General features: G+C 64.2%; 13 protein-coding genes and 1 riboswitch. All 13 genes read left to right on the plus strand.

From position 1 onward, the window contains the following. The first annotated feature begins 17 nt into the window (after positions 1-17). Entirely contained in the window at positions 18-13,475 is a 13,458-nt protein-coding gene (locus ABDW61_RS24580) for a hemagglutinin repeat-containing protein (RefSeq protein WP_343642557.1), read from the plus strand. A gap of 1 nt (position 13,476) precedes the next feature. Next, positions 13,477-13,986: a hypothetical protein gene (locus ABDW61_RS24585; RefSeq protein WP_343642559.1), complete on the plus strand. Its 510-nt coding sequence runs from the start codon at positions 13,477-13,479 to the stop codon at positions 13,984-13,986. Between the two features lie 629 nt (positions 13,987-14,615). Beyond that, complete coding sequence (locus ABDW61_RS24590) at positions 14,616-15,179, plus strand: hypothetical protein (protein WP_343642560.1); 564 nt, start codon at positions 14,616-14,618, stop codon at positions 15,177-15,179. Positions 15,180-15,309: 130 nt separating this feature from the next. Then, entirely contained in the window at positions 15,310-15,903 is a 594-nt protein-coding gene (locus tag ABDW61_RS24595; protein ID WP_343642561.1) for a hypothetical protein, read from the plus strand. Between the two features lie 78 nt (positions 15,904-15,981). Continuing rightward, positions 15,982-20,166, plus strand: coding sequence for a hemagglutinin repeat-containing protein (locus ABDW61_RS24600; RefSeq protein ID WP_343642576.1), 4,185 nt, complete (start codon positions 15,982-15,984; stop codon positions 20,164-20,166). After that, entirely contained in the window at positions 20,163-20,969 is an 807-nt protein-coding gene (locus ABDW61_RS24605; protein ID WP_343642562.1) for a hypothetical protein, read from the plus strand. Before ABDW61_RS24600 ends, ABDW61_RS24605 begins: the two co-directional genes overlap by 4 nt. Before the next feature lie 345 nt (positions 20,970-21,314). After that, a complete protein-coding gene (locus ABDW61_RS24610; RefSeq protein ID WP_343642564.1) occupies positions 21,315-21,743 on the plus strand; it encodes a hypothetical protein in 429 nt (142 codons plus the stop codon). Positions 21,744-22,025: 282 nt separating this feature from the next. Further along, the gene (locus tag ABDW61_RS24615) at positions 22,026-22,814 is read left to right on the plus strand and encodes a hypothetical protein (RefSeq protein WP_343642565.1); all 789 of its coding nucleotides are present in this window, start codon (positions 22,026-22,028) and stop codon (positions 22,812-22,814) included. Between the two features lie 57 nt (positions 22,815-22,871). Next, a complete protein-coding gene (locus tag ABDW61_RS24620) occupies positions 22,872-23,396 on the plus strand; it encodes a hypothetical protein (protein ID WP_343642567.1) in 525 nt (174 codons plus the stop codon). Positions 23,397-23,751: 355 nt separating this feature from the next. Beyond that, on the plus strand, positions 23,752-24,252 hold the full coding sequence (locus tag ABDW61_RS24625) for a hypothetical protein (RefSeq protein ID WP_343642569.1): 501 nt from the start codon (positions 23,752-23,754) through the stop codon (positions 24,250-24,252). 150 nt (positions 24,253-24,402) lie between these two features. After that, positions 24,403-24,885, plus strand: coding sequence for a hypothetical protein (locus ABDW61_RS24630; RefSeq protein ID WP_343642571.1), 483 nt, complete (start codon positions 24,403-24,405; stop codon positions 24,883-24,885). A 25-nt stretch (positions 24,886-24,910) separates the two neighbouring features. Then, positions 24,911-25,294, plus strand: a complete 384-nt coding sequence (gene imm45, locus ABDW61_RS24635) for an Imm45 family immunity protein (protein ID WP_343642572.1) — start codon at positions 24,911-24,913, stop codon at positions 25,292-25,294. Positions 25,295-25,446: 152 nt separating this feature from the next. Then, positions 25,447-25,547: riboswitch (cyclic di-GMP riboswitch) on the plus strand. Between the two features lie 299 nt (positions 25,548-25,846). Further along, positions 25,847-26,249 (plus strand): ESPR-type extended signal peptide-containing protein (locus ABDW61_RS24640; RefSeq protein WP_343642574.1); only part of this gene is annotated, 403 nt, incomplete at its 3' end.

Consider the following 26,249-nt stretch of genomic DNA (forward strand, 5'->3'; position numbering starts at 1 on the left):
CGCAGCTGGGCGGCTTCGTGCAGGGCAACCCCTGGCTGGCGCGTGGCAGCGCGCGCGTGATCCTCAACGAGGTCAACAGCAGCGCGCCCAGCCAGCTCAAGGGCTACGTGGAAGTCGCGGGACAGCGGGCCGAGGTGATCATCGCCAACCCGTCCGGGATCCAGGTCGATGGCGGCGGCTTCATCAACGCCAGCGCCGCGGTGCTGACGACGGGCACGCCGCGCTTCAACGCCGACGGCAGCATCGCCGGCTACGGCGTGCAGGGCGGGCTCATCCGCATCGATGGACAAGGGCTGGATGGCTCGCAGACGGACTACACCGCGCTGCTGGCGCGAGCGGTCGAGCTCAACGCGGGCCTGTGGGCCAAAGACGCGCGCATCCAGACTGGCACGCAGGTGATGACGGTCGAAGGCGCAGGCGCGGGCAACGGCGCTGGTGAAGCGCTGACACCGAGCGGCGAGCGTCCGCGCTACGCGCTCGACAGCACGGCGCTGGGCGGCATCTACGCGCAGCGCATCACGCTGGTCGGCACGGAAGCGGGCCTTGGCGTGCGCCAGGCTGGCCAGATCGTCGGTGGGCAACTGACGCTGCGCGCCGATGGATGGCTCGACAACACCGGGACCCTCTACGCGCAGGAGGCCGACGCCAACGGCACGCCGTCGCTGACAGTGCAGTCCAACACCGGCGTGCGCAACGCGGGATGGCTCGCTTCACGCGGCAGCGTCGACGCCAAGGCGCCACAGCTCAGCGGCGAAGCCGCGAGCCTCACCGCCGCGGGAATGAATCCGGATGGCACGTTCGTGGCGGGTGCTGACGCGGGCAGCCTCTCGCTGACGGCGAGCCAATCGGCCACGCAAGCGGGCCAGTTGCTCGCCGGCGGCGGCATCGCGCTGCAGGCGCCGAGCGTCAACGCCGATGGCGCGCAGCTGCAGGCCGGCGGGACGCTGAGCCTGAATGCCAGCGGGCTGCTGAGCACGCAGGGTGCGAGCGTCGTTGGAGACAAGCTCTCGATCAGCGCGCATGACGTCGACCTGCGTGGCGCACAGTGGCTGCAACTCGGCACCGACGCGCTGGCCCTGCGCGTCGACGGCGCGATCACCGCCGACGGCGCGCGCCTGGCGAGCAACGGCGCTTCGCTGTCCATCGCCGCGGCCGCGTTCAGCGCGCAGGGCGGTCGCCTGGAGCAGTACGGAAGCGGCGGCCTCACGATGACCGCGGGCCACCTGGCGCTGGACCGTGCGCAGGTCTTCTCGAACGGCCTGTTCCGTGTCGACGCGTCGCAAGCAGTGCTGGACGGCGCCGACGTCTCGGCCGCGACGATCGCGTGGCGAGCCGGCAGCCTCTCGCATCGCGGCGCGCACACGCGTGTCGCCGGCACGGCCGCGTCGGAGATGACCGTCGACAGCCTGTTCGACAACACCCAGGGCGCGATCGAAGCGAACAGCGACGCGCTGACGCTGCGCGCTGCCACGATCGACAACAGCAGCGGCGTGCTGTCCACCAGCGGTGCGTCGATGCGCGTGGACGCCGATCGCCTGACCGGTACCGGCGCCGTGCTCGCGCGGGGCAACGCCGCCATCACGGCCGGCACGCTCGAGACCGGCGGCACGATCGCCGCAGGCGGGGCGCTGTCGGTGCGCGCGGGCCGGATGGCCACTGCGGGCCTGCTGGCGGCGGGCTTGCGCGACGATGGCACGGTCGCCGGCAGCGGCGACCTGACGATCGATGCCGCCGGCGTGCTGCGCCACGGCGGCTCGCTGCTCGCGGGTGGCGCGCTGCGCGTGTCCTCCGACGCGCTGGCGCTGCAGGGCAGCGCGACGCAAGCCGGCCAGGTCGCGCTGACGGCGCGCGGCGGTGCGCTGAACCTGGATCGGGCCACCCTCTCCGCTGCTGGCGCGCTGTCGATCGATGCCGCGGGCGAGCTGGTCACCGAGGCTGCGCAGCTCGCGGGCGGGCAGGTCGACCTGCGCGCCGCCGCCTGGCGGAACGCGGGCGGCGAGCTCGTCCAGACCAGCGCCGCGGGCTCGATGTCCGCGCAGATCGCCGGGCAGCTGGACAACGCCGGCGGCCGCATCGGTGCCAATGGCCGTCAACTGACGATCGGCGCCGCGGCGCTGAACAACACCCAGGGCCGCATCGCGCAGGCAGGCGGTGCGATGACGGTGGAGGCGGGGCGCCTGGACGGCGCGGGCGGCGCGCTGCTGGCGCAGGACGCGCTGACGGTGCGCGCGAGCGGCGCCGTGGACCTGGGCGGGGCGCTCACGCAGGCGCGTGCCATCGACGTGAACGCCGCGACGCTGTCGCACCGCGGCGGCGACATGTCCGCGAGGGAGGGGCTGGCACTGGCCGCGCAGTCGATCGACAACGACGGCGGCCGGCTGCAGGCCGGGCAGGCGCTGTCGCTGTCGGCCTCGACGGTGACCCAGCGCGACGGGCAGGCCAGTGGCGCCACCGTGGCGATCACCGCCGGCACGCTGACGAACGCCGGACACGGGCTGGTCAACGCGGACCAGCGTCTGACGGTGCGCGCCAACACCGTGGACAACGAGGGTCATCTGCAATCGCAGGGCGCGCTGACGCTTGACGCGACGAGTGGGCTGAGCAACAGCGGCACCGTCAACGGCCTTGGCGCCGTCACCGTGACGGCGGGTCCATTGACCCAGGCCGCGAGCGGGACGATCGCGTCGCAAGGTGACCTGACGGTCGAGGCCAGCGCGCTCCAGAGCGCAGGCACCTTCGCGGCCGGACTGCGCGGCGACGGGTCGGCGGCGGGCACCGGCGAGCTCGTGCTGCGGACGTCCGGCGCGATGCGCCAGGGCGGCAGCCTGTTCGCCGCCGGGACGGTCTCGGCGCAGGGGATGTCGCTCGACCTGAGCGGCAGCAAGACGCAGGCGGCGGGCATCGCGCTGACCGCCTCGGCCGGCGATCTGTCGCTGGCCGGCGCGCAGGCGAGCACGCCGGGCGCGCTGTCGCTGACGGCCTCGGGCCGCCTGGACACCACGACGGCGACGCTGACTGGCGCGGACCTGGCGGTGACGGCCCGGCAGTGGATCAACACCGGCGGCCAGATCGCGCAGACCGGCGCGGCGGGCCAACTGACGGCCTCCGTCGCTGAGCGCATCGACAACGGGCAGGGCGTCATCGGCGCGCGGGGGCGCGCGCTGTCGCTGCAGGCCGGGGAGTTGAACAACGCGGGCGGCCGCCTGGTGCAGACCGGCGGCGGGGACATGAGCCTGCGCGCCGGCCGCGTCGACGGCGCGGCGGGCGAGCTGCTCACCGAAGGCCGCCTCACGATCACCGCGCCTGGCGCGATCGACCTGAACGGCGCGACGACGCAGGCCTCGGCCCTGTCGCTGAGCGGCGCCAGCCTGGACCACCGCGACGGCCGGATGCTCGCGCAGGGCGACGCATCGCTGTCGCTCACCGGCGCGCTGCTGAACCAGTCCGGGCGCATCAGCGCGGCCGGCGCGCTGGGCGTCGACGCCGGTTCGATCGAGAACCGGGCCGGCCAGCTGGATGGTCAGCGCGTGACGCTGGACACCGCGACGCTGAACCATGGCGCGCAGGGCGTGATTGCCGCGCGCGGTGATCTGACGATCCATGCCGGCCGTTGGACGAACGACGGCAGCGTGCACTCCCAAGGCCGCGCTGACCTGACGGCGACGGACGCGCTCGCCAATGCCGGGACGATCCACGCGCAAGGCGATGCGACGCTGACGGCCGGCGCGCTGACGCAGACCGCGACGGGCGTTCTCGCCGCCCAGGGCGGGCTGACGGTGACCGCTGGCAGCCTCGCCAGCGCGGGCACGCTGGCGGCCGGCCTGAAAGCCGACAACACGCTGGCGGCGGGCGGCGATCTGCATGTGGACGTGAGCGGCACGCTGCAGCAGAGCGGCCAGTGGCTCGCCGCGGGGGCGCTGGACGCGGCGGCGGCGCAGCTGCAGCTCGAGGGCAGCAAGGCGCAGGCCGCGAGCGCGACCCTGGTGGCGCGCGGCGCGTCCGGCGCCCCGGGCGCGATCGTTCTCGACCGCGCGGCCTGGTCCGTCCGGGACACGTTGACGCTGAGCGCCTCTGACGCCATCGGCAGCGACGCGGCGACGATCGAGGCGGGCAGCTTCGGCATGACAGCGGCGAGCTGGCGCAATGTCTCGGGCCACTGGCTGCAGACCGCGCCGGCGGGGACCTTCACGGTGTCGCTCGGCGGCCTGCTCGACAACCGGCAGGGCGGCATCGCCGCCAATGGCGCATCGCTGTCGCTGACGGCGGATCGCCTCGACAACGGCGAGGGCCGCATCGCGCAAGCGGGCGGCGGGCTCGAGGTGCATGTCCGCCAGCTCGACGGCGTGCAAGGGCAGTTGTTGTCCGCGGGCGCGCTGACCTTGACGGCCACCGGCGCGGTGACGCTGGACCGGGCCACGACCCAGGGCGCGAGCGTTCGTCTGGAGGCCGCCAGCCTGAGCCATGAAGGGGGCCAGTTGTTGAGCGCCGGCGGCGCGGTGCTGCGCGTCGATGGCGACATCGGCAATCGCGGCGGCCGGATGCAGGCGGCTGGCGTGCTGGACATCGCGTCCGCGGGCCTGGACAACGCGGGCGGCCAACTGTCGGCACAGACGCTCGCGCTGCGCGCGGGCCGCGTCGACAACGGCGCGGGCGGGCTGCTCGGCGCCGGCGGCACGCTGACCCTCGAGGCCGGCCGGCTGACCAATGCGGGCGTGGTCCAGAGCGTGGGCGATGCGGTGCTGACGGTCACGGGCGTCTTCGACAACACCGGCATGGTCTACAGCCAGGGCAGCGGCACGCTGCGGGCGGATCAGCTCTCCAACGGCGGCACGATCGCGGCGCAGGGCGCGCTGGGCGTCACCACGGGGCAACTGAGCGGGGCCGGTGTCTTCGCCGCGGGCCTGCGTCCGGACAACACCCTCGCGGCCAGTGGCGACCTGTCGCTGACCGCGACGCGGTCGCTGCAGTTCGGCGGGACCGCGACGGCGGCCGGCGACCTGGGCGTCGCCGGACCGTCGCTGCAACTCCAGGACGCGCAGCTGCAGGCGCGCACGATGACGCTGCGCGCGCTGACCGGTGACCTGGCCCTGGACCGCGCCGCGGTTGCGGCCGCGCAGTCGCTGACGATGGCGGCGGGCGGCGACCTGATCACCTCGCGCGCGCAGATCAGCGCCAGCACCCTGCGCCTGGACGCGCAGGACTGGACCAATGCGGGCGGGCGGGTCACGCAGCTGTCCTCGGCTGGCACGCTGCAGGCGACGCTGTCGGGCGATCTCGACAACCATGGCGGCACGATCGAGTCCGCGGGCGCGCAGCTGACGCTGGCCGCGGGCATCGTGGACAACACCGCCGGCCGCATCGCGCAGACGGGCGGCAACCTCGGTCTGCGGGCTTCGCAATGGAATGGCGCGCAAGGCCAGGTGCTGGCTTCGGGCGCGCTGGACTGGCAGGTCTCGGGCGCGCTGACGGCGACCGGTGCGACGACCCAGGCGAACAGCGTGCGCATCAGCGCCGGCAGCCTGGGCCATGACGGCGCTCAACTGAGCGCGGCGCAGGGCGTGACGCTGGACGTGGATGGCGCGCTGAGCAATCGCGGCGGCACCGTCGCGGCGGGCGCGGCACTGGACGTGGAAGCGGCGGCGCTCGCGAACACGGCCGGCGGTGTGATGCAGGCCGCGGGCGCGTTCCAGACGCGGGTGAGCGGCACGCTGGACAACCAGGGCGGCCGGCTGCGCAGCGGCGGCGACCTGCAGCTGGGCGCTGGCACGCTGGACAACCGCGGCGGCTGGGCCGGCACGGATGGCCGGCTCACGGCCACGGTGTCCGGCGCGGTGCTGAACCAGTCGGGCACGCTGCTGGGGCAGCGGGCGGTGGTCATCGATGGCGGTTCGCTCGTCAACCAGGGCGGCCGCATCGCGAGCGTGCAAGGCGGCGTGGGCCTGACGATGTCGGGCCTGCTCGACAACGCGCAGGGGACGGTGCTCTCGGCGGCCGCGCTGAACCTGAGTTCGGCCGGCCTGGTCAACCGGGGCGGCGAGATGTCCGGCACCGCGGTGACCGTGGACGCGCGCGGGCAGGCCTTCGACAACCGCGGCGGCCGCTTGCTGTCGACCGACGCGATGACGGTGCGCAGCGGCGCGCTGGACAACCACGGCGGGTTGCTGCAGTCGCTGGGCGCGTTGACGGTGGACACCGGCGGCGCGGCGTTCGCCAACACGGCCGACGCCGGCATCACGACGCCGACCGGCGCGCGCGCGCAGGGTGCGCTGCGCATCGATGCGGGCAGCGTCGACAACGGCGCCGGCATCGGCGGCAGCGCGGTGACGATCAACGCGGGCGCGCTGACGAACCGCAATGCCATCTCCGGCCAGACGGTGACGCTGGGCATTGGCGGCACGCTGGACAACCGCGGCGGACAGATCGTCGGCACGCAGGCCGCGACGGCGACGGCGGCGGCCCTGCTCAATCAGGGCGGCCTGGTCTATGGCGCGCAGACGGTGGACCTGCGCGTGGACGGCACGCTGGACAACCGCGACACGAGTGGCGCCAACCTCGGCGTCCAGGGCGGCGCGGTGACGCTGCGCGCGGCCGGCATCGACAACCGCAACGGCCAGTTGCGTGCCGACGGTGACCTGCGCGTCACGGCGACGCAGTTCCTGGACAACGGCGGCGGCGTGCTGAGCGCGCTGGCGCAGGCGGCGATCGGCGATGGCGGCGCGGATGCGCGCGCCTCGGCGCTGGACCTGCGCAATGGCGGCGGCAGGATCTGGGGTGGCGCCGGCGTGACGGCGTCGGCCTCGGGCTTGAATGGTGGCGGCGAGATCTCCAGTGGCGGCGCGCTGAGCCTGACGTTGGGCGGAGGCCTGACTTACGGCGCGGGCACGCTGCTGCAATCGCGCGGCGATCTGTCGCTGACGCTGGGCGGTGACTTCCTCAACCAGGGGGTACTGCGCGCGGGCGGCGTGTTGAGCGTGGACGCGCGGAGCATCGACAACCAGGCGGGCGGTGAGCTCAGCGGTGCCGAGACCCGGCTGACGACCACGGGCACGCTGAGCAACCGCGGGCTGATCGACGGTGATCGCGTCCGCATCGACGCGAACCAGGTGCTGAACCTGGGTAGCGGCCGGATTTACGGCAGCGACCTGACGATCGCCGGCGGTCAGCTGAGCAACGGCGCGGAAGGCGGCCAGTCGGCGGTGATCGCCTCGCGTGGCGCGATGACGCTGGCGATGACCGGCGCGGTGGCCAACACGTCGCAGGCCATGATCTACGCCGATGGCGACCTGTCGCTGCGCGCGGGCAGCCTGCTCAACGAGAACGCGACGATCGAGGCGAGCCGCCTGCTGCAACTGGACGTGACGGGCGCGGTCCGCAACGCGAGCGTGCACGAGGGCGCGGACAGCCTGCCGCAGGACCCTTCGGCGCCGCGGGTGCTGGCGAGCAAGGCCTTCATCAGCAGCGGCGGCGACATGCGCATCACGGCGGGCCAGGTCGTCAACAGCGGCGCGACGATCGAGGCGCGCGGCGATCTGCTGCTGCAGTCGGCCGACATCCAGAACCTGAATCCCTATCTGAAGTGGGCGCTGGTCAATGGCGAGAGCACGACGAGCTGGGAGTTCCAGGCGCCGGGCAGCACGACGCGCTACAAGCCGGAGGACATCCGGGTGCTGTGGGCGGTGAGCTTCTACAACGGCTCGTGGAGCAGCCCCTGGGGCAGCCCGGCGCAGGGCTCGCTGGAGCCCTTCGTGTACGAGTTCCATCCGAAGTCCAGGAGCTGGTCGCAGGACACCTACAACCGCAAGATGCTGCTGCCGTCGGTGCGGTATCCCAACGAGGTGTTCGGGCGCTACCTGGGCGGTCTGGGCGGGGACACGGACGGTTCGGCGTCGCGCGGCTTCGACGTCAGGGCCAGCGGCGACCAGCCCTTCCGGGACTGCACGACCGACGGCTGCACCGACACGACCATCACCGGCGCGCACTATCCGGCCACGGACCGGATCTGGTCGGACTTCGGCGTGACGCCGGGCGATGACGCGGCGCTGGACGCGGCGCTGCAGGCCTTCTACGACGATGCCAACAGCCGGTTGCGCGGGGACTTCACCGCGTTCGACATCACGCGGACGATGCAGTCGGCGAAGGTGACGCAGAGCTCGGCGGGCCAGATCATCGTGGGCGGCACGCTGCGGGTGGAAGGCGGCGGGCGCATCGTCAACGACATGAGCCGGGTGATCGGGCGCGACGGGGTGGACATCCAGTCGGCCTCGATCGACAACCGGACCAAGGAGGTGACGGTCACCGGGACGGAGAAGACCTATGTCTACGTGACCTGGAACGACGGCTCGAGCGTGCCCAACACCGGCTACGACTACACGACGACGGAAGTGGCGATCAACAAGCCGCAGAAGCTGGCGTTGCTGGAGTCGGGTGTTCCTGGCGCGGGCTCGGTCACGGCGCCTGGAGGCCGGCAGCAGGCGGGGGCCGTCGGCGGCGATGCGGGCGCGCAGGCGCAGCAGGGGGCGTCCTCGCAGATCGTGAGCGCGGGCGGGGCTGGCGCGGTGGGTACGCTGAACGGCGTGTCGCGGCAGGAGCTCATTGGCGGCAGCGCCGCGAGCGCGGGGCGCGCGACGGCGGGCTGGCGCGCGGGCGGCGGCCAGGCGCTGCAGACGCTGGCGGCGCAGGACGGCACGAATGGCGCGGTGCAGACGCAGCTGCGCGTTGAGGATGCCGCGCAGGCGGGCGCGCAGGTGGTGCGCGGCGAGGACGGCGCGCTGGTGCGCACGGGCGCGCGCGCGGACCGTGTGACGGCGCAGGCGGTGCGCTCGCAGACGCTGGAGGGCAGCACCGGTCCGGGCCGGCTGACGGCCGGTGGTGCCGGCGCGGCGCGGGTGGTGCCGGGGACTGATGCGAACGGGCGGCTGCGGGCCGTGCCGGTGTCGCTGACCTTGCCGGGCAACAGCCTGTTCAAGGCGCACCTGGAGCCGGGCTCGAGGTACCTGGTGGAGACGGATCCGCGTTTCGCCAACTACCGCGACTGGTTGTCGAGCGATTTCCTGCTGCAGGCGATGCAGCTGGATCCGGCGCTGGCGCAGAAGCGGCTGGGTGACGGGTTCTACGAGCAGCGGCTGGTGCGCGAGCAGATCGGCCAGTTGACGGGCTCGACCTTCCTGAAGGGGTATGCGAGCGACGAGGAGATGTACCGGGCGCTGATGACCAATGGCGCGAGCTTCGCGCAGGCGCATCAGCTGCGGCCGGGGGTGGCGCTGACGGCGGAGCAGATGGCGCTGCTGACGACGGACCTGGTGTGGCTGGTGGAGCAGGAGGTGACGCTGGCCGATGGCACGGTGCAGCGCGTGCTGGTGCCGCAGGTGTACCTGCTGCCGCGCGATGGGGACCTGACGGGCACGGGCGCGCTGATCGCGGGCGACCGGGTGAACCTGGCGCTGAGCGGGGCGCTGGACAACAGCGGTGATGTGCGCGCGTCGCAGTCGCTGAACGCGACGGCGCAGGGCATCGTCAACACGGGCAGCATGCGCGGGGCGAGCCTGGCGCTGAGCGCCAAGGAGGATCTGCGCAACCTGGGCGGCGAGCTGAGCGCGACGCGGGACCTGAGCCTGAACGCGGGACGGGACCTGGTGATTGCGAGCACGACGGCCAGCGGCGCGTCGGCGACGGCCCAGCGCACGGTGCTGGACCGCGTGGCGAGCCTGACGGCGGGCGGCGTGATGGTGCTGCAGGCGGGGCAGGACGTGGTGCTGGACGCGGCCCAGCTGAAGCAGACGGGCAGCAACGGCGGCGTGCTGGTGGACGCCGGGCGGGACCTGAAGCTGGGGACGGTGCAGACGGCGAGCAGCATCCGGGCAACCATTGATGCCAACAACCACTTGTACCAGGGCAACACGCAGGAGATCGGCAGCGCGATCGAGGCGAAGGGGCCGGTGCTGCTGAAGGCGGGGCAGGACCTGGTGGCCAAGGGCGCGTCGGTGAGCAGCGAAGGCGCGGTGCAGCTCAAGGCGGGACGGGATCTGGAACTGCTGGCGGCGCAGGCCACCGAGTCGCTGGACGAAGCCAGCAAGCACAAGGTCAAGGGTTTCCTGAAGTCCACGACCACCACGCGCGAGACGCAGCTGGAGCGCACGACGGCGCTGGGCACGACGATCTCGGGCCAGACGGTGCTCGCGCAAGCCGGACAGGATCTGCTGATCAAGGGCTCCAACGTCGTCTCGGACGACGGCACGACGCTGATCGCCACGCGTGACGTGAAGGTCGAGAACGCGCTGGACACGTCCAGGTTCTACGAGAACAAGCAGCAGGTCACCAAGGGCCTGATGGGCGGGGGCATCGGCTTCACGGTGGGCACGCGCGACCAGCGCGCGGGTCATCAGGCCGACAGCCAGACGGTGGTGGGCGCCACGGTGGGCAGCGTCAATGGCGACGTGAACGTCGTGGCGGGACGGGAGTTCGCGCAGACGGGTTCGGTGATCCAGACGCCCAAGGGCGACGTGGACGTGCTGGCGCAGAAGATCTCGATCCAGGGCGCGGCGCAGCAAGGCAAGGACGTGCAGACGACGGCCTTCCGCCAGAGCGGTCTGACGGTGGCGGTGAGCGCGCCGCTGCTCAGCGCGCTGCAGAGCACGAAGGACATGGCCGAGAACGTGGGCAAGGTGGGCGACGCGCGCATGCAGGCGCTGGGCGTGGCGGCCACGGCGATCAAGGCCAAGGAGGCGGCGCAGGCGCTGCAGGCCGATCCGAAGGCGGCGGGCGGGCTGTCGGTGAGCATCACGGTGGGCTCGAGCCAGTCCAAGAGCCGCACCGAGACCACGACCACGACGAACCAGGGCAGCGAGGTCACCGCCGGCGGCGACATCCGGCTGACGGCGCAGGGCGCGGGCAAGGACAGCAGCCTCAGCGTGCAGGGCTCGGACCTGGCCGCGGCGCAGCGCCTGGCGCTCAAGGCGGAAGGGGACGTGTCGCTGACGTCGTCGCAGGACCTGGTCGTGCAGAAGAGCGCGAACTCCTCGAGCAGCGCGGCGGTGGGCGTGGCCATCAGCGTGGGCTCGGGCGGGGCGTCGATGGGCTTCACCGCCAGCGCGAGCCTGGCGCGCGGCAAGTCCGATGGCGAGGACGTGATCCAGCGCAACACGCATGTGCAGGGCAAGGAGGTCAGCATCGAGTCGGGCGGCGACACGACGCTCAAGGGCGCGGTGGTCAGCGGCGACAAGGTGAAGGCGACGGTTGGGGGCGACCTCAACGTCGAGAGCCTGCAGGACACGAGCCGCTTCCGCAGCGAGAGCATGCAGGCCGGGGGCAGCATGACGGTGGGCGCGGGCTTCAGCGGCAGCGTCAGCTACGGGCAGAGCAAGGTCAAGAGCGACTACGCCAGCGTGACCGAGCAGAGCGGCATCCGCGCGGGCGATGGCGGCTTCCAGGTGGAGGTCAAGGGCAGCACGGACTTGAAGGGCGGCTCGATCACGAGCACGCAGGCCGCGATCGACGCGGGCGCCAACAGCTTCAAGTCGGGCAGCCTGACGATGAGCGACATCGAGAACAAGGCGGATTACAAGGGGTCGAGCTTCTCGGTGTCGGCGGGCTTCGGGAAGAAGGACGGGAGCGAGAAGAACGAGGGAGGAGAGGAGCCCAAGGACGGGTCGTACCAGCTCATGACGATGAAGCCGGGAGATCCGGGGCAGTCGGCAGGGATGGGCTACGCCAGCGACAAGGCGAGCAGCACGACGAAGGCGGGGATCAGCGGCGTCGCGGGGAACGTGGAGGCTCGCACCGGCGATGCAGAGAGCGGCATCAAGCAGATCTTCGACAAGGAGAAGGTGCAGCAGGACCTGACCGCGCAGGTGGCGATCACGCAGACGTTTGGGAAGGAGGCGGCGAAGCAGATTGGGGATTTCGCCAAAGAGAAGTTGGACGAGGCGACCGAGCTCAGGGGCAAAGCCGTGGCGGCGAAGGATCCTGTTGAGCGCGATGAGTACCTTGCGCAAGCGGCTCAACTGGAAAAGAACTGGGGACCCGACGGTGCGCTCCGAGTTGCCGCTCATGCGGCACTGGGCGCTCTGACGGGGAACCTCGACGGAGCGATCGGAGCGGCCGCAGGAACTTTGACCGCGCCCAATGTGAAGTCTGCGCTTGAGGCTGCGGGCGTTGACGGCAGTCTTGTTAACGGGCTGACCGGTCTTGCCAGCACTGTCGTGGGCGGAGTGGCGGGCGGCTCGACCGCCGGTGCAGCCACGGCCTTCAATGAGGTCTCCAACAACTTCCTCGCTCACCCGCAACGCCAACAACTGGAGGCCCTCAAAAAGAAGAGCTTGAACGGCGGGCTCTCTGTCGACGAGAGTCGTGCGCTCGTTGCCCTGGAAATCGCCGACCAGATGAGCGATGAGCTGTTGGCGAAGTTCTCGGGAGGCAAATCGATGACGAAGGACGAGAAGAATGATCTCGTTTACTTCGTGAGTGCCTATGCTGCGAGCAAGTACGGTGAGACGTATCGCAGTCTTTCCTCGGGTGAGGCTACGAAATTCTTGGGGCAAGAGCTCAGCAAACTCGCCGCGAATCCGCCTTCTCCAAACTACACGTACCCCTACGCAGGGAGTAATGACGCCATGGCGGATTGGGTCAAGAGCACCTATCCAGGCGGAGAGCGGGTGTTTGCCTATCTGTTCGGGGCAGCCCCTCAGTCGACCGAGCGCGACATCTTCTTGGCAGCCAAGAAAGATATCGGCATGGTAGGCGATCGGCAGTGGAATGAAAGCCGCTTGCCCTCGGCGATCGCGCGTGATGCTGCGGGTGCGGAGATCGAGCCGCTGCGCAATAGCGCCTACGCATCGGCGGGATATCTCGCAGGCCACGTCCTTGGGTACGACAAGGAGGACAAAGATCGGATTGCCACGATTTTGTCCATCGCTTCGGATGTGTTCGGCACCATTGGAATGCCGAAGCAGATCTTGGAGGTGGAAAAGGCGCCCAATAGGCTCGGCAGCGGAGGTGGACGTCGAGATCGAAACGACCGTTCACCCACGGAGTCCGTCAGCGATGTTGAAGGGCAGCCTTCGGCCGGGAGTAGTCGTGGGGCACTTGGGGCGGACGAGGCGCTGGCTCAAAGTCCTGCGAAAACACAGCCGGTAGAGGTTGCCTCCCGTGTGCCGACCGAGAGGGCAAACAGGGCCCTTAACGATCTGGGCCTTCAGGCATCGGACGTATTTTTGCCCAAGCCGGATACCCGGCGCTCTGCGGAGCAGATTTATACACAGCTGACGCAGCGCGAAGCAATGGATGCACTTGAGGGTAATGGTTTTGTTAGGAGCTACAATAAAGCGGGTACCGTGACCATGTTTGAACGTGACGGCGTCAAATACACATTCTATCCGCGCAGCACAGGAAACGGCATTCTGGGAGCCTCTAGCGGAATGCCATCCGCTTCCGTTAGTATCGATGGCGTGGAGCTTAAGATTCGATTTAACAAGGATTAATATGAAGCAGCCGATATTTCAGCCTCCGATATTGCCTGCAAGGTTTATTTCTCCCGAGTTTGATTTGTGCTTATTCTTCGACTTTTCATTGAGGTCGGCCGGGGAGTTTTTCAACGAACTGAAGGAGGCGCTTCCAGAGGGTGAGTCGGCCTCAGTGTTCAACTCTCGTGATCTGTCTGCCTTAGGAACTTTAAGGAAAGACGAGGACTGGGCTGGGAAAATCGCCTTGATCGAAAAAGCGCTCGACCAAGAAGGCGAGTACCACAGCCTGTCTGTGGTCGGTCAAAGCGGCGGATGGCTTATAGCACAGGAGATTCCGGTGTCATGGGGCTTGTTTGCTTTTAAAAAGGAAAGCTCAGTCGGGAAGCGACTATTTGAGGTCTTTGAGAATGATGGATTCATTCGCCGTCGAGACGTAGAGGAGGCTATCGGTGGTTCTCGGCCGAGCTTAGTGAATGACGTTGGTTTGGACTTTTTGCGATATTTAATGCTTAACTATGGGAGTTCTTGAAAAGGAATGGATGATGTATGAGGGAGAAGGAGTTGCACGGAATGTGGTCAGAACATTCCGGAACTCCTTCCCAAGTCTTTCAACGTCGTCACGCGATCTTTGGAGGATCAAGAGCTTAAGTGGGTTCTGAGCTATCTTCGGAATGGGCCAATTTGGGTTGCTTCGCCTGGGTTTATATATTCATCCATTGATCAAAATATCGCGGTTGGGCCTAGTTTCATTTGGGCCGATGGGTATGGATATGGCTCGATGCCTTGCACACTGTGTTAACTTTCAGCAAGTGCTGTTCCCAGTGAAATTTGTTGCTAGGGTCAGGGTCAGGGTCAGCGAAGCCAATTGCGTTCCGCCCTCCGATGAATCTATTGACCTTGAGAGTCTTGTATTGCCGGGGCTATGAATTCTTAGCAGGCTGCTGAAATAATGATTCCAGGGTGGCGCCAAGAATGCTGATTTCATAGAACAGGCTACAAGCGATTTGTTTGTGCCTGCCAAGGGGTGAGGCACCCCTGCATGGACCACTTCCGAGGCGTCCAGCGAGGCATTTCGGCAGCCTATTAGACGAATACGACTACGACTTCGATAATCCGCTTTGATCTTGGCAAAGCGCAATTTTTCCCCAAAGAAGCGATATGGGTATTAACTATTACGCACTCGGGAAGACCACTTGGCAGGCCATCAAACTCGAGGACTATCAAGGGGTGCGAGGCGCTCGGCTTGAGGGACTTGATCAGATCGGCGAGGTCTGCCTTCATACCGACGAGACGTATGAGCGTGTCTGTGAAGCGCTATTTGGGGAGTACCGAATGGTGTACTGGCCGCGCCAGCTGCTTGAACTCTTCATGAGGCGGTTCGCCGAGGAAAATCCGGACGGTGTGGAATATTGGGCGAGTGATTCGATATCCGTGTATGACGAGCCAAAGGAGGGTTCCTTTGGTTGGATCAATGGGAATCATGGCCAATCAATTGAATATATGTACTTTCGTGACATGTGGGAGATTGCAGATCGCTACGTGCCGGAGCTACGGAACGCGGAAAATATGAAGAAGATCTTTGGCGAAGCCTATGGGCCTTACATGCGAGAGCTGAGAACGCATGTAGCTGCCAATGCGAATGGCTTGGAGAAAAAACACCGCAGCTCGCTGCTTGATCGTCTGAAACTGACTCTTGGAATTGATCGAAAGACGCGCGAATGAAGGACGACGTCATCGCCGGTGATGGACTTTCATCCGGATAAAAGTGCCTCACCCTTGCTGAGAGCGTTGAGCCTTAACGCGGTACGCCGCCGATTTTCAGCAGCCGGCGATTACCAGCATTATTCATTTGATGAAGCTAGGTGAAAACGGCTGCCACGTCGCGAAGAATATGAGCGTAAATTACTATGCCCTGGGGAAGACTACCTGGCAGGCGATCAGGCTTGAAGACTTCCGAGGTGCTCGCGGGCAGAAGCTCGAAGGTTGGAATCGGGTCGGTCCCGTATATCTGGAAACCGACTGGGTTTACGCTGACGTCAGCCGACAAATCTACGGCGAATACCGATTCGTCTTTTGGCCGTCCGACCTCCTTGAATTGTTCATGCATCGCTTTGGCGAAGAAAACCCCGCAGGCGTTGAATATTGGGCAAGTGATTGCATTTCCGTCTATGACGAGCCGGCGGAAGGTTCGTTCGGATGGCTCAACGGAAATCACGGACACCCCATTGAGTATGTGAATTTCCGAGACATGTGGGAGATTGCGGACCGCTATGTGCCGGAACTCCGGCTGCCTGAGAATATGAGGCGGATATTCGGCGATGCTTATGATATTTATGTGCAGGCTCTTGAGGATAGTCAGGATCAACATTCGAATCCGCATGCGGTCCAAAGTGACCGCAAATCTGTAGTCCAACGACTGAAACGCATCTTTCGCGGGGGCGCTTGATTTGAAAAAGCCCCGCTGCTGGCGGCGCAGGCCACCGAGTCGCTGGACGAAGCCAGCAAGCACAAGGTCAAGGGTTTCCTGAAGTCCACGACGACCACGCGCGAGACGCAGCTGGAGCGCACGACGGCGCTGGGCACGACGATCTCGGGCCAGACGGTGCTCGCGCAAGCCGGACAGGATCTGCTGATCAAGGGCTCCAACGTCGTCTCGGATGACGGCACGACGCTGATCGCCACGCGTGACGTGAAGGTCGAGAACGCGCTGGACACGTCCAGGTTCTACGAGAACAAGCAGCAGGTCACCAAGGGCTTGATGGGCGGGGGCATCGGCTTCACGGTGGGCACGCGCGACCAGCGCGCGGGTCATCAGGCCGACAGCCAGACGGTGGTGGGCGCCACGGTGGGCAGCGTCAATGGCGACGTGAACGTCGTGGCGGGACGGGAGTTCGCGCAGACGGGTTCGGTGATCCAGACGCCCAAGGGCGACGTGGACGTGCTGGCGCAGAAGATCTCGATCCAGGGCGCGGCGCAGCAAGGCAAGGACGTGCAGACGACGGCCTTCCGCCAGAGCGGTCTGACGGTGGCGGTGAGCGCGCCGCTGCTCAGCGCGCTGCAGAGCACGAAGGACATGGCCGAGAACGTGGGCAAGGTGGGCGACGCGCGCATGCAGGCGCTGGGCGTGGCGGCCACGGCGATCAAGGCCAAGGAGGCGGCGCAGGCGCTGCAGGCCGATCCGAAGGCGGCGGGCGGGCTGTCGGTGAGCATCACGGTGGGCTCGAGCCAGTCCAAGAGCCGCACCGAGACCACGACCACGACGAACCAGGGCAGCGAGGTCACCGCCGGCGGCGACATCCGGCTGACGGCGCAGGGCGCGGGCAAGGACAGCAGCCTCAGCGTGCAGGGCTCGGACCTGGCCGCGGCGCAGCGCCTGGCGCTCAAGGCGGAAGGGGACGTGTCGCTGACGTCGTCGCAGGACCTGGTCGTGCAGAAGAGCGCGAACTCCTCGAGCAGCGCGGCGGTGGGCGTGGCCATCAGCGTGGGCTCGGGCGGGGCGTCGATGGGCTTCACCGCCAGCGCGAGCCTGGCGCGCGGCAAGTCCGATGGCGAGGACGTGATCCAGCGCAACACGCATGTGCAGGGCAAGGAGGTCAGCATCGAGTCGGGCGGCGACACGACGCTCAAGGGCGCGGTGGTCAGCGGCGACAAGGTGAAGGCGACGGTTGGGGGCGACCTCAACGTCGAGAGCCTGCAGGACACGAGCCGCTTCCGCAGCGAGAGCATGCAGGCCGGGGGCAGCATGACGGTGGGCGCGGGCTTCAGCGGCAGCGTCAGCTACGGGCAGAGCAAGGTCAAGAGCGACTACGCCAGCGTGACCGAGCAGAGCGGCATCCGCGCGGGCGATGGCGGCTTCCAGGTGGAGGTCAAGGGCAGCACGGACTTGAAGGGCGGCTCGATCACGAGCACGCAGGCCGCGATCGACGCGGGCGCCAACAGCTTCAAGTCGGGCAGCCTGACGATGAGCGACATCGAGAACAAGGCGGATTACAAGGGGTCGAGCTTCTCGGTGTCGGCGGGCTTCGGGAAGAAGGACGGGAGCGAGAAGAACGAGGGAGGAGAGGAGCCCAAGGACGGGTCGTACCAGCTCATGACGATGAAGCCGGGAGATCCGGGGCAGTCGGCAGGGATGGGCTACGCCAGCGACAAGGCGAGCAGCACGACGAAGGCGGGGATCAGCGGCGTCGCGGGGAACGTGGAGGCTCGCACCGGCGATGCAGAGAGCGGCATCAAGCAGATCTTCGACAAGGAGAAGGTGCAGCAGGACTTGACCGCGCAGGTGGCGATCACGCAGACGTTTGGGAAGGAGGCGGCGAAGCAGATCGGCGCCTTCGCAGACACGAAGCTGACCGAGGCCATCGATCTGCGCAAGAAGGCGGACGCGGAGCCCGATCAGGCCAAGCGTGATGCCCTCATCGCGCAGGCGACGGACCTCGAGAAGAACTGGGGTGCGGATGGCACCTTGCGCGTAGCCGCGCATGCCGCACTGGGCGGGCTCACGGGCAACCTGAGCGGAGCGGTGGGTGCCGCAGCGGGCACGTTGACGGCGCCGCAAGTGAAGGACGCGCTGGAGCAGGCCGGACTCAATGCGGGTCTTGTGGACGGCTTGACCAGGCTCGCGAGCACGACGGTGGGTGGACTCGCCGGAGGATCGCTGGCGGGCGCGGGTGCCGCGTTCAACGAGGTGTCGAACAACTACCTCAAACACCAGCAGGTCCTGGATATGCTGGACAAGCTGAAGAAGGCGAAGACCAACGACGCGCGCGACGCGGTGTTCCGCGAGTACGCGCAATTGAGCCAGAAGCAGAGCGCGGAGATCGCCAACTGCCGCGGCGCGGCCTGCGATCAGATTGCCAAGGACATCGAGGAGGGCAAGCAGACCCTCAAAGCCAACGGCGCGGAGATCGACAAGTTCGCCGGAGTCGCCAACCTGGATCGGCAGAACATCAGGGATCTGCAGTTCAAGGACGCGAACTTCGTTGAGACGCAGAAGGCATTCAATGCCGTGGCGAAGGACCGGGCGAAGACCTTTGAAGCGATGAAGCTGTCGCCGCAGCTTCGCAGCGTCATCGAGTTCAGCGAGGCGTGCACGACGGCGGCGTGTGCGCAGGCGCAGTACGAGAAGCTCAATGCGATGAAGGCCAGCGCCACCGGACAGGACCGGCAGGCCATCGCGCTGGAGGTGGGCTATCTGCAGGGACGGATCTCGGCATTCGGCGCGTGCTTGAAGGGCACCGGCTGCGAAGGCATCGTGATGGCGGGCAACGTGCTCGTCGGGTTGAAGTCGGCGGATGGGTTGACGGGCAAGAGCGGTTCGAAGGCGGTCGGGGAAGCTGAGCAGGTGCCTTCGAAGGCCATGGTGGATGTTCCGGAGAACTATCACGAGACAAAGACCTCGCCGAAGCCCACGCCGAAACCCGTTGAGACGCCCAAGCAATTGGAGACGTCATCGCCCGTCGAGAGCGTGAAGCCGGCGCCCATCTCGAAGGTGGGAGATCTTCCGGAGGCGCTGGATGCGCCGCCGATCCAGGCACCGGGCACGGCGGAAACGTCGGCGCCGGTCAGCAAGCCGGCCGTATGCGTCACGGGTAGCGAGTGCTTCGTGGCTGGCACTCTCATCCACACCAAGGATGGGCTGAGACCGATCGAGCAGTTGAGAGTGGGCGAGTTCGTCTTCTCTCGTGACGAGCACACATTGGAGCCCGGTCTTCGTCCAATCGTCGGCACGAAATCCACGCCGGCTCAGCCGGTTCATCGAATCGTCGTTCGCGGCGAGATCGGCGAAGAGCACCTAGTCACCACGAGTGATCACCCGTTCTGGGTTTTGAACAAGGAAGGCGGCGCCGGTTGGATTCGAGCGGCTGATCTTTCGCCCGAGGCGGTGCTGTTCGATGTGAACGGGGCAGAGGTGAAGGTCGTCTATGCGGCCTCGACTGGCGAGCTGCGCGATGTCTTCAACATCGAGGTTCATGAGCATCACACCTATCACGTCGGGCACATCGGGACGTTTGTCCACAATGCGGCGTGCTGTGGCGGGCAGGGGCCCGATGTTCCGCCTTCGCCGCCCAAGATTGGGGCGGTAGAGCAACCGGCTCCGGCGGAGAAGCTGCCCGCTGGCTATCTGGCCAAACCCGACGGTGTCTATGTCGGACCGAATGGCGGCGTACTGGTGAAGGTCGGCGAAACCGAGGCCGGACAGCCGGTGTTCCAGCGTTCCAGCGGGGAGTACATCAAGGTCGATGAAGCGACGGGCACCCAGGTTCCAGTCCGGCGAGGAGACGCTGATAGCGGCGTGAAATGGGACAAGACACACGACGCCGGCGCTCAGATTGCTCAGAACTATGAGAATGGCGTCAAGTTCCGGACGGACGTGATTTCCGGGATGGGATTAGACAGAAATACGCAGCTTCGGGAAGTTGACCTCGGTGGTGGAAAAATCGTGAAGACGATCCCGGATGCCACGGGGAAACCAAATCGAATTGTGGAGATTAAGAACGAGATTGACATCTCAATGACCGATCAATTTCGAGCTCAATTAAAATATGCGGAAGATAGTGGCTCGACGTATACGCTCATCGTAAGCCCGCGAACTAAGAATATCTCAGAAACTCTGTGGAATGATATTGTGGCGATCGAGGGAAAGATCTATGTCTATGATCCATCCAGCGGACAGCCTCCGAAGTTGCTTGAGGAAAGGCCGAAGAAATGAGTAATTTCAAACCGTATGTTTTGATGTCTATTATCCCGAGTGGGCGAACCAACACTTGGAACGAGGGTGGGGAATTGCTGCGTGCGCTGGTGAATGCTGATGCACGTCTCATGCCGGAAAAGGTTGGAAACCATGAGCCCCTCAACATTCCCGTCCATTCTGTTGAGGATTGCGAGCCATATTGGGCGGTACGAGATCGGCCCAAGGGAACTATCCTTGAAAATAATGCTGCAAATTTCCTGTGGAAGAGGGCGCGTTCAATAAAGTCTACTGGCTATGTAAAGCATCGCCATTGTAATATTCATGGAGAAGAGCGCCCCGGTTGGATTATTTTCAAGTCAGATGTAGATAAAAAGATCAACTGGTACGAGATCTTTCGCTACCTCTGTTTGGCGTTTGAGCCAGTCTATGCAACTTTGCACATCGTTGCGATCATTGAGCAAAACTCTTCGGCCTACACCGAAGAAGAGAAGAGCTCGTTCGGTTTTAATGACCATGTTATGGGGCTTCCCTATGTGGCGTTAAAAGGGAGGGGTCTCGCAAATATTTCTTGGGCGAACTATTTTGGACCTGATTTGAAAGGCGAGGTGCGGCAGCCCGAAATTCGAGACGCCAAATTTCTAGTTGAGGAGATTGGTGACGGAGTGATGCTCCGAGTGACCGATAACCTCCTAGACGTCGCAGACGACTTTGATGAATTCTCTCGTCGGCGTAATAAGCTTCGAACGTTCTTCAGGGAAGGAACCTTTCGCGTCAATCGTGAGCCCCGTCTGATCAATAGCGAGAGGAGCGACCAACGATGATGTCGAAGAAGGTATTTAACTCTCCTTGAGGAGCTGGGTTGACGGGGTGTGGTTTAGTTCTGAAAACGCGAGCTGGAAATCACGGCGGGCCAGGTCGTCAACAGCGGCGCGACGATCGAGGCGCGGGGCGATCTGCTGCTGCAGTCGGGCGACATCCAGAACCTGAATCCCTATCTGAAGTGGGCGCTGGTCAATGGCGAGACCACGACGAGCTGGGAGTTCCAGGCGCCGGGCAGCACGACGCGCTACAAGCCGGAGGACATCCGGGTGCTGTGGGCGGTGAGCTTCTACAACGGCTCGTGGAGCAGCCCGTGAGGCAGCCCGGGGGAAAATATTGGGGTTGAAATGAGTACATCGCTCTTTAGGTTTGGAGGTCGTGCATTCTGGATTCATGGCGGCGTTGCCGAAATTTGGTTCTCTGCGTTCGCGGATGAAGTTCAACTGAACTTTGACGATGTCGTTTGGCTGGGAGAAATTTCATCCAAGATTGAAGAGGCGCTGCGTCATGCTTGGGTTACCGCAGTCGTCGACATATTCGACGAATATGCAAACTTGATAAATTTTTCTACGCTGAAGTCGATTGTGGTTGCGGTGAATGCGCGACTTGTATTGCTGGCTGAAGCTGACGAAGTGGTCAAGGCTAATTCCTTTCAGGCAGCACGGTCCTTCTTGCTACCCGAGATCGAAATGCTCTCGTTCATCTTCTTTAGTCCTGAGAAGGTGGCCGCGCCGCCTCGTGTTTTCACTCTTGATGAGGGATGGAAGGTCGCTTAGCAGGCTGCGGAAATACCTCGCCGGAGGCTTCAAAGGTGGTCCATGCAGGGAGCGTCACCCCTTGGCAGGGTACAAAAAACGCGTGTAAGTTGTTCTATGAGGGTGGCAACGTTCTCGGTGCCACGTCCTAGAAAGTGAAACGGAGATACCTATTGCGCTGGCCGCATTTGAAAGGATGTCTGAAATTCAGAATATAGGCCCCGCATCTTTCGTAGGCACGAGTCGTCCGGGTCTGAAAGCGAATAATTCCTGGACGATCAAATGCGTTAACGTAAGGCCGAAGTGAAGAAACAATCGAAGTCATCCGTACGAATTTCAGTAATCTCGCCTCTGGAAACCTCTGACTGGGACGTCGGGCAAGAGCTCCTCGCTGCATTCCAAGATGTTGACGCCCGGCTGGTACCGCAGAAGGTTGGCACGTTTGAACCTTTAAAGCACGCGGTTCCGTGCATCGATGATTGCGCTCCATTCTGGGCGATTTCCCAGAGTCCGAATATAAAAGGGTTGGAGCTCAATGCCGATGGCTTTATTTGGAAACGTACAAATTCGGTGAAGTCCTACGGGCACATGATGCATAAGCATCGCAATATTTATGGCGACGTTCGAGATGCATGGTTCGTTTTTGGTGCGGCATCTGACAGGAAGATAGTTTGGCTGCCATTGTTCAAGCGCATTTGCGAGGTGCTACAGCCGCGGTATGCCACCCTCAATATTCTCGGATCAGTCGAGGAATCACCCAACGCATTTGGCAAGGAGGCTGATGCCTCATACGCTACGAACGACCATCTCTGCGGACTGGCCCCAATTGCCCTCGAGCGGAGAGGGCTTGCGAATCTTGCGGCGGCGAACTTCTTTGGCTCTGATTTAAAGGGGGAGGTTTCCGAAGAAGGGATTCGAGAGGCTGGCTTTCCGATTGAACGCTTCGGTCACGGATTTCTAGTGCAAGTTGCTGAGGATGTATTTGCTGCGGAAGACGATTTTGCAGAATTTGCGCGTCGAAGAAGTGAACTGCGAAAGTTGTTTCGAGAAGGCCTGTTTCGAATTAATCATGAGCCTTCCATCGTTGAATAGTTGGGGTTTCGGTTTTTTGTCTTGAGTTCCGGGTGACATTAAACCGATCAGATCGCCATGAATGCTAAAGTCAGAGTCGTATCCAACCTGTGGCTCGGGAGCAATGGTATACAAGCGGCGGTTCCCGTAGAAGGAGAACTGACCGAGGATGCATTGTCCCGACGTGCGAAGGTTCTTGCGCTGCCTGAACCGCGAAGGTTGTTAGGGTGCGTCTTTTTGCTGGATGATGGTGAAGAAGTCGTCGTCAATGCGCCGATGCTGCCGGCGCTCTTGCCGGATCGATCGGGCGTTCTTGGAGTATTTCCACCCGGTTGGTATGTGAGTAATACCGGCGAAGATGTATTCAAGCGGCCGAACAATGCCGCTGTCTTTAATTCGGATGGTACGCTGCGCTTTCAAATTAAGGTAGGAAGCGAGTCCATCCATCATATAGCTCTCGTCTACGGAATGCTTGATGGAAAGTTTTCCGGCAGGCTGGGGCTGCATGCAGCGTCTGCCGAACATCGCCCGCCTGAGCAGATATACGCGTTGAATCCGGAGGATCCCCAATTGATCTCGACCTTGCGTACTGTTCGATTCTGAACGAGTTGGGGAATTAATCTACGGGTGTTTCGCCAGCGCTTGTTCGAGATGAACAACGGGCGACTCGAGTTATTGCAACAACTGATGCTCAGTTGTTGCGGGGGGAGTCGGCTTCGTGGTGGGCACGCGCGACCAGCGCGCGGGCCATCAGGCCGACAGCCAGAAGGTGGTGGGCGCCTCGGTGGGCAGCGTCATTGGCGAGGTGAACCTCGTGGCGACGCGTGGTTGAACGGTTAGACGCGTTCACGTAACGGATTTCACTTCCCAGCAACGGCCTCTGACGGTCCTTGGCAACGCAAGCAGTCTTTACTATTGGAGCAGTAGGAGACTTGGCCGCGCCACCATCCGGTCCTGAATGAAGATCAAGGAAATGGAGACCACGATGTCCATCAATGCCTGTAATTTCTTCCTCATGGTGTCGATTTGGGACTTGGTTTCTGAAGTCGATGACCGACTAATTCCAAGCAGAGAGTTCTCAAGCTTTCTCGCCCATGTTTCCATTGATCTTGATCTGGTGCGTCTGTGCAATTTCTATATCGATCAAATAAAGGTTGGAGAAGGGGATGTACTTCTTCTTCGATCCTCGCGTGATTCAAGTCGAGTGTTAGTGTTTGATTTGTTCCGTGAGAAAACTGATCAGTTGGATTTGGTAAGCATTGGATTTATTTGTTCGCCTGCCTTGCGCATTGGCGTGAGTGAAATGCTATTTCGGTTCTTCAATTCCTGTAGTACCCAGATCTCGTTCAGCGCTAATGCGGCCAATGGCACGCTTCGTGACCTGGTGAATGAATCTAGCTATCCACGTGCGCATGGTACCCATGGGTATGCGCAACAGTTGATGTACACGGCGCCATAGTCGGACGATCGGGATAACTGATTTGAAGGGTAGAGATCCGATGGCATTTCTCCTTCCGAGGAATCTACTGACCTCGAGAATATTGAACTTTCGAAAGTGTGAATGGCTCGTGAACGATACCCGCCCGACCGCTTGTCCAAAGGAGGCGCTGTGACTGAAGGAGTATTCTTAAATCCTCCTATGGTGCCTCATTTAGGCACCCAAGGCGAACTGCCTGCCGACCCTCTCTGCAACGCGTTGACGGCGATTCTGCATAGTGGATTCATTGAATTCAACGGTGTGTGGCTGTTTCAGCGTGAGTTCAAGACGCATGTCCGGGATGAAGTTCAGGCAGGCGTCCGCGATGCCAGCTACTACGAGTACTCGAAGAATAAGTTTCACGTCGAGGACCTATGTGAGGGCGATCTTTTCCGTTCAGCGCTTTCGTTCTTGCATCATTTTTCCGTAAAGTGGCGAAATGAAGTCGGAACTGGCTGTGACGGTGTGGTTGCGTTTCAGGTGGAAGACGGGGTGCCCAATGGCGCGATATTCACCTTCTATACGCATCGGAAAGAGGTGGCGCCAGTAATCGATGTGAGTGATATGGGAAGCTTTGCGCAGCCTACTGTGCTCTTAAGGATTCACGCTGACTGACGGACTCTTGATCGATACTCGGCTTATGAACTGGACGAAACTCTCTGAATACCACGGCGAGCATATTTATTCGGGAAGCATCATTCGCGTTCCCACGATGACCCCCTACAACGGCGACTGGTATAGCGAGGCCATCGTGGACTTCTTGGTCTTCGATGCCTTTGGCCTGCAAGAGCGCGCGGGACTTGGGCTCGTCGTCATGTCGGGTGCGAAAGCCGGGAAGATCAATGCGATATTCCCCGCGAGCTCCAACGCGCCGAAGACGCGTGCATTGAGCAAGGAATGGCTTTTTCAGAACTGGAAGAAGTACTTCTATCCGGAGGGCGAGCCTCATCAGGCATGGATCGCTGAGGCGGAGGCCGTCGTCGAACTTCCCGATGGATCGGTTTGGCAGATACCGGCGAGGTGACCCGCTCCTCCGCCCAACCCCCGCTACCGCACACCGTCCGCCCCGTCAATCGCCCCCTGTCGCGTGCTGCCTGTTCTGTATCCGGCGGATACAGTCATTTACTTCGGTTCGCTCCACGCGTCAGACATCCGTGATGGATGTCACGCCGGGCGAGCCTTCCAGGGCAAAACCGGCGCGAGTCGGCGACGCAAAGCCTCCGGTCTCGTGCCGACATCCGCTGGATGTCACGACTCGAGATAGCGGGGTTGCCGGATTGGTCCCCGCCACTCCGTGACGCATTGCCGCCCCTGCCTGTCCGCCCTGGGTTGAAAAACAACGCCAGATCAACGGCAGGTGAGGGATGCAGAAGAAGCGTGAAAAAAGGGCGCCCGCGCGGCGCCGCCCCCCATGCGGTATCGCCCGCTATGCGGCGACCCGTCCCCCTCTCTCCGCCAGCCCCAAGCTCCCAGGCCTTCGCCTGAGCGAGCCGCTCTAAGTCCGCCTGGCTGCCCCCGCGTCGAACCCCCATTGACCTCCGCCGGCACTGGTCGGCTCTTCCCGCGCTGAGATCAGATGAACCGTCTTCAGTACCGAATCGTCTTCAACAAGCAACGTGGCCAGTTGATGGCCGTGGCCGAGACGGCCGTGAGCCAGACCAAGGGCGGCTCGAGCGGGGAGAGCGCAGGGCCCGGGCGCCGGGCGTTGAACGAGGGCGCGGCGGTCGAGCCGGTGTCGCGCGGCCCGCCGGCCATGCCGGCACTGCTGGCGCTCGCGGCGGCCTTCGCGATGGGCGCGGCGATCACGCTGAGCCCGGACGCGATCGCGCAGGTCAAGGCCGATCCCAATGCGCCGAGCAACCAGCAGCCCACGGTCGTCAACAGCGCCAACGGCACGGTGCAGGTCAACATCCAGACGCCCAGCGCGGCGGGCGTCTCGCGCAACACGTACAGCCAGTTCGACGTCGACAAGCGCGGCG

Source organism: Roseateles sp. (genome assembly GCF_039595595.1).
In the GTDB taxonomy this organism is placed as follows: Bacteria; Pseudomonadota; Gammaproteobacteria; order Burkholderiales; family Burkholderiaceae_C; genus Roseateles.

Bases quoted from the DNA above. Each gene is read 5' to 3' on its own strand.
- ABDW61_RS24590 (WP_343642560.1), top strand. From the start codon at position 14,616: ATGGGTATTAACTATTACGCACTCGGGAAGACCACTTGGCAGGCCATC.
- ABDW61_RS24585 (WP_343642559.1), top strand. From the start codon at position 13,477: ATGAAGCAGCCGATATTTCAGCCTCCGATATTGCCTGCAAGGTTTATT.
- ABDW61_RS24595 (WP_343642561.1), top strand. From the start codon at position 15,310: ATGAAGCTAGGTGAAAACGGCTGCCACGTCGCGAAGAATATGAGCGTA.
- ABDW61_RS24625 (WP_343642569.1), top strand. From the start codon at position 23,752: ATGAAGATCAAGGAAATGGAGACCACGATGTCCATCAATGCCTGTAAT.
- ABDW61_RS24620 (WP_343642567.1), top strand. From the start codon at position 22,872: ATGAATGCTAAAGTCAGAGTCGTATCCAACCTGTGGCTCGGGAGCAAT.
- ABDW61_RS24605 (WP_343642562.1), top strand. From the start codon at position 20,163: ATGAGTAATTTCAAACCGTATGTTTTGATGTCTATTATCCCGAGTGGG.
- ABDW61_RS24610 (WP_343642564.1), top strand. From the start codon at position 21,315: ATGAGTACATCGCTCTTTAGGTTTGGAGGTCGTGCATTCTGGATTCAT.
- imm45 (WP_343642572.1), top strand. From the start codon at position 24,911: ATGAACTGGACGAAACTCTCTGAATACCACGGCGAGCATATTTATTCG.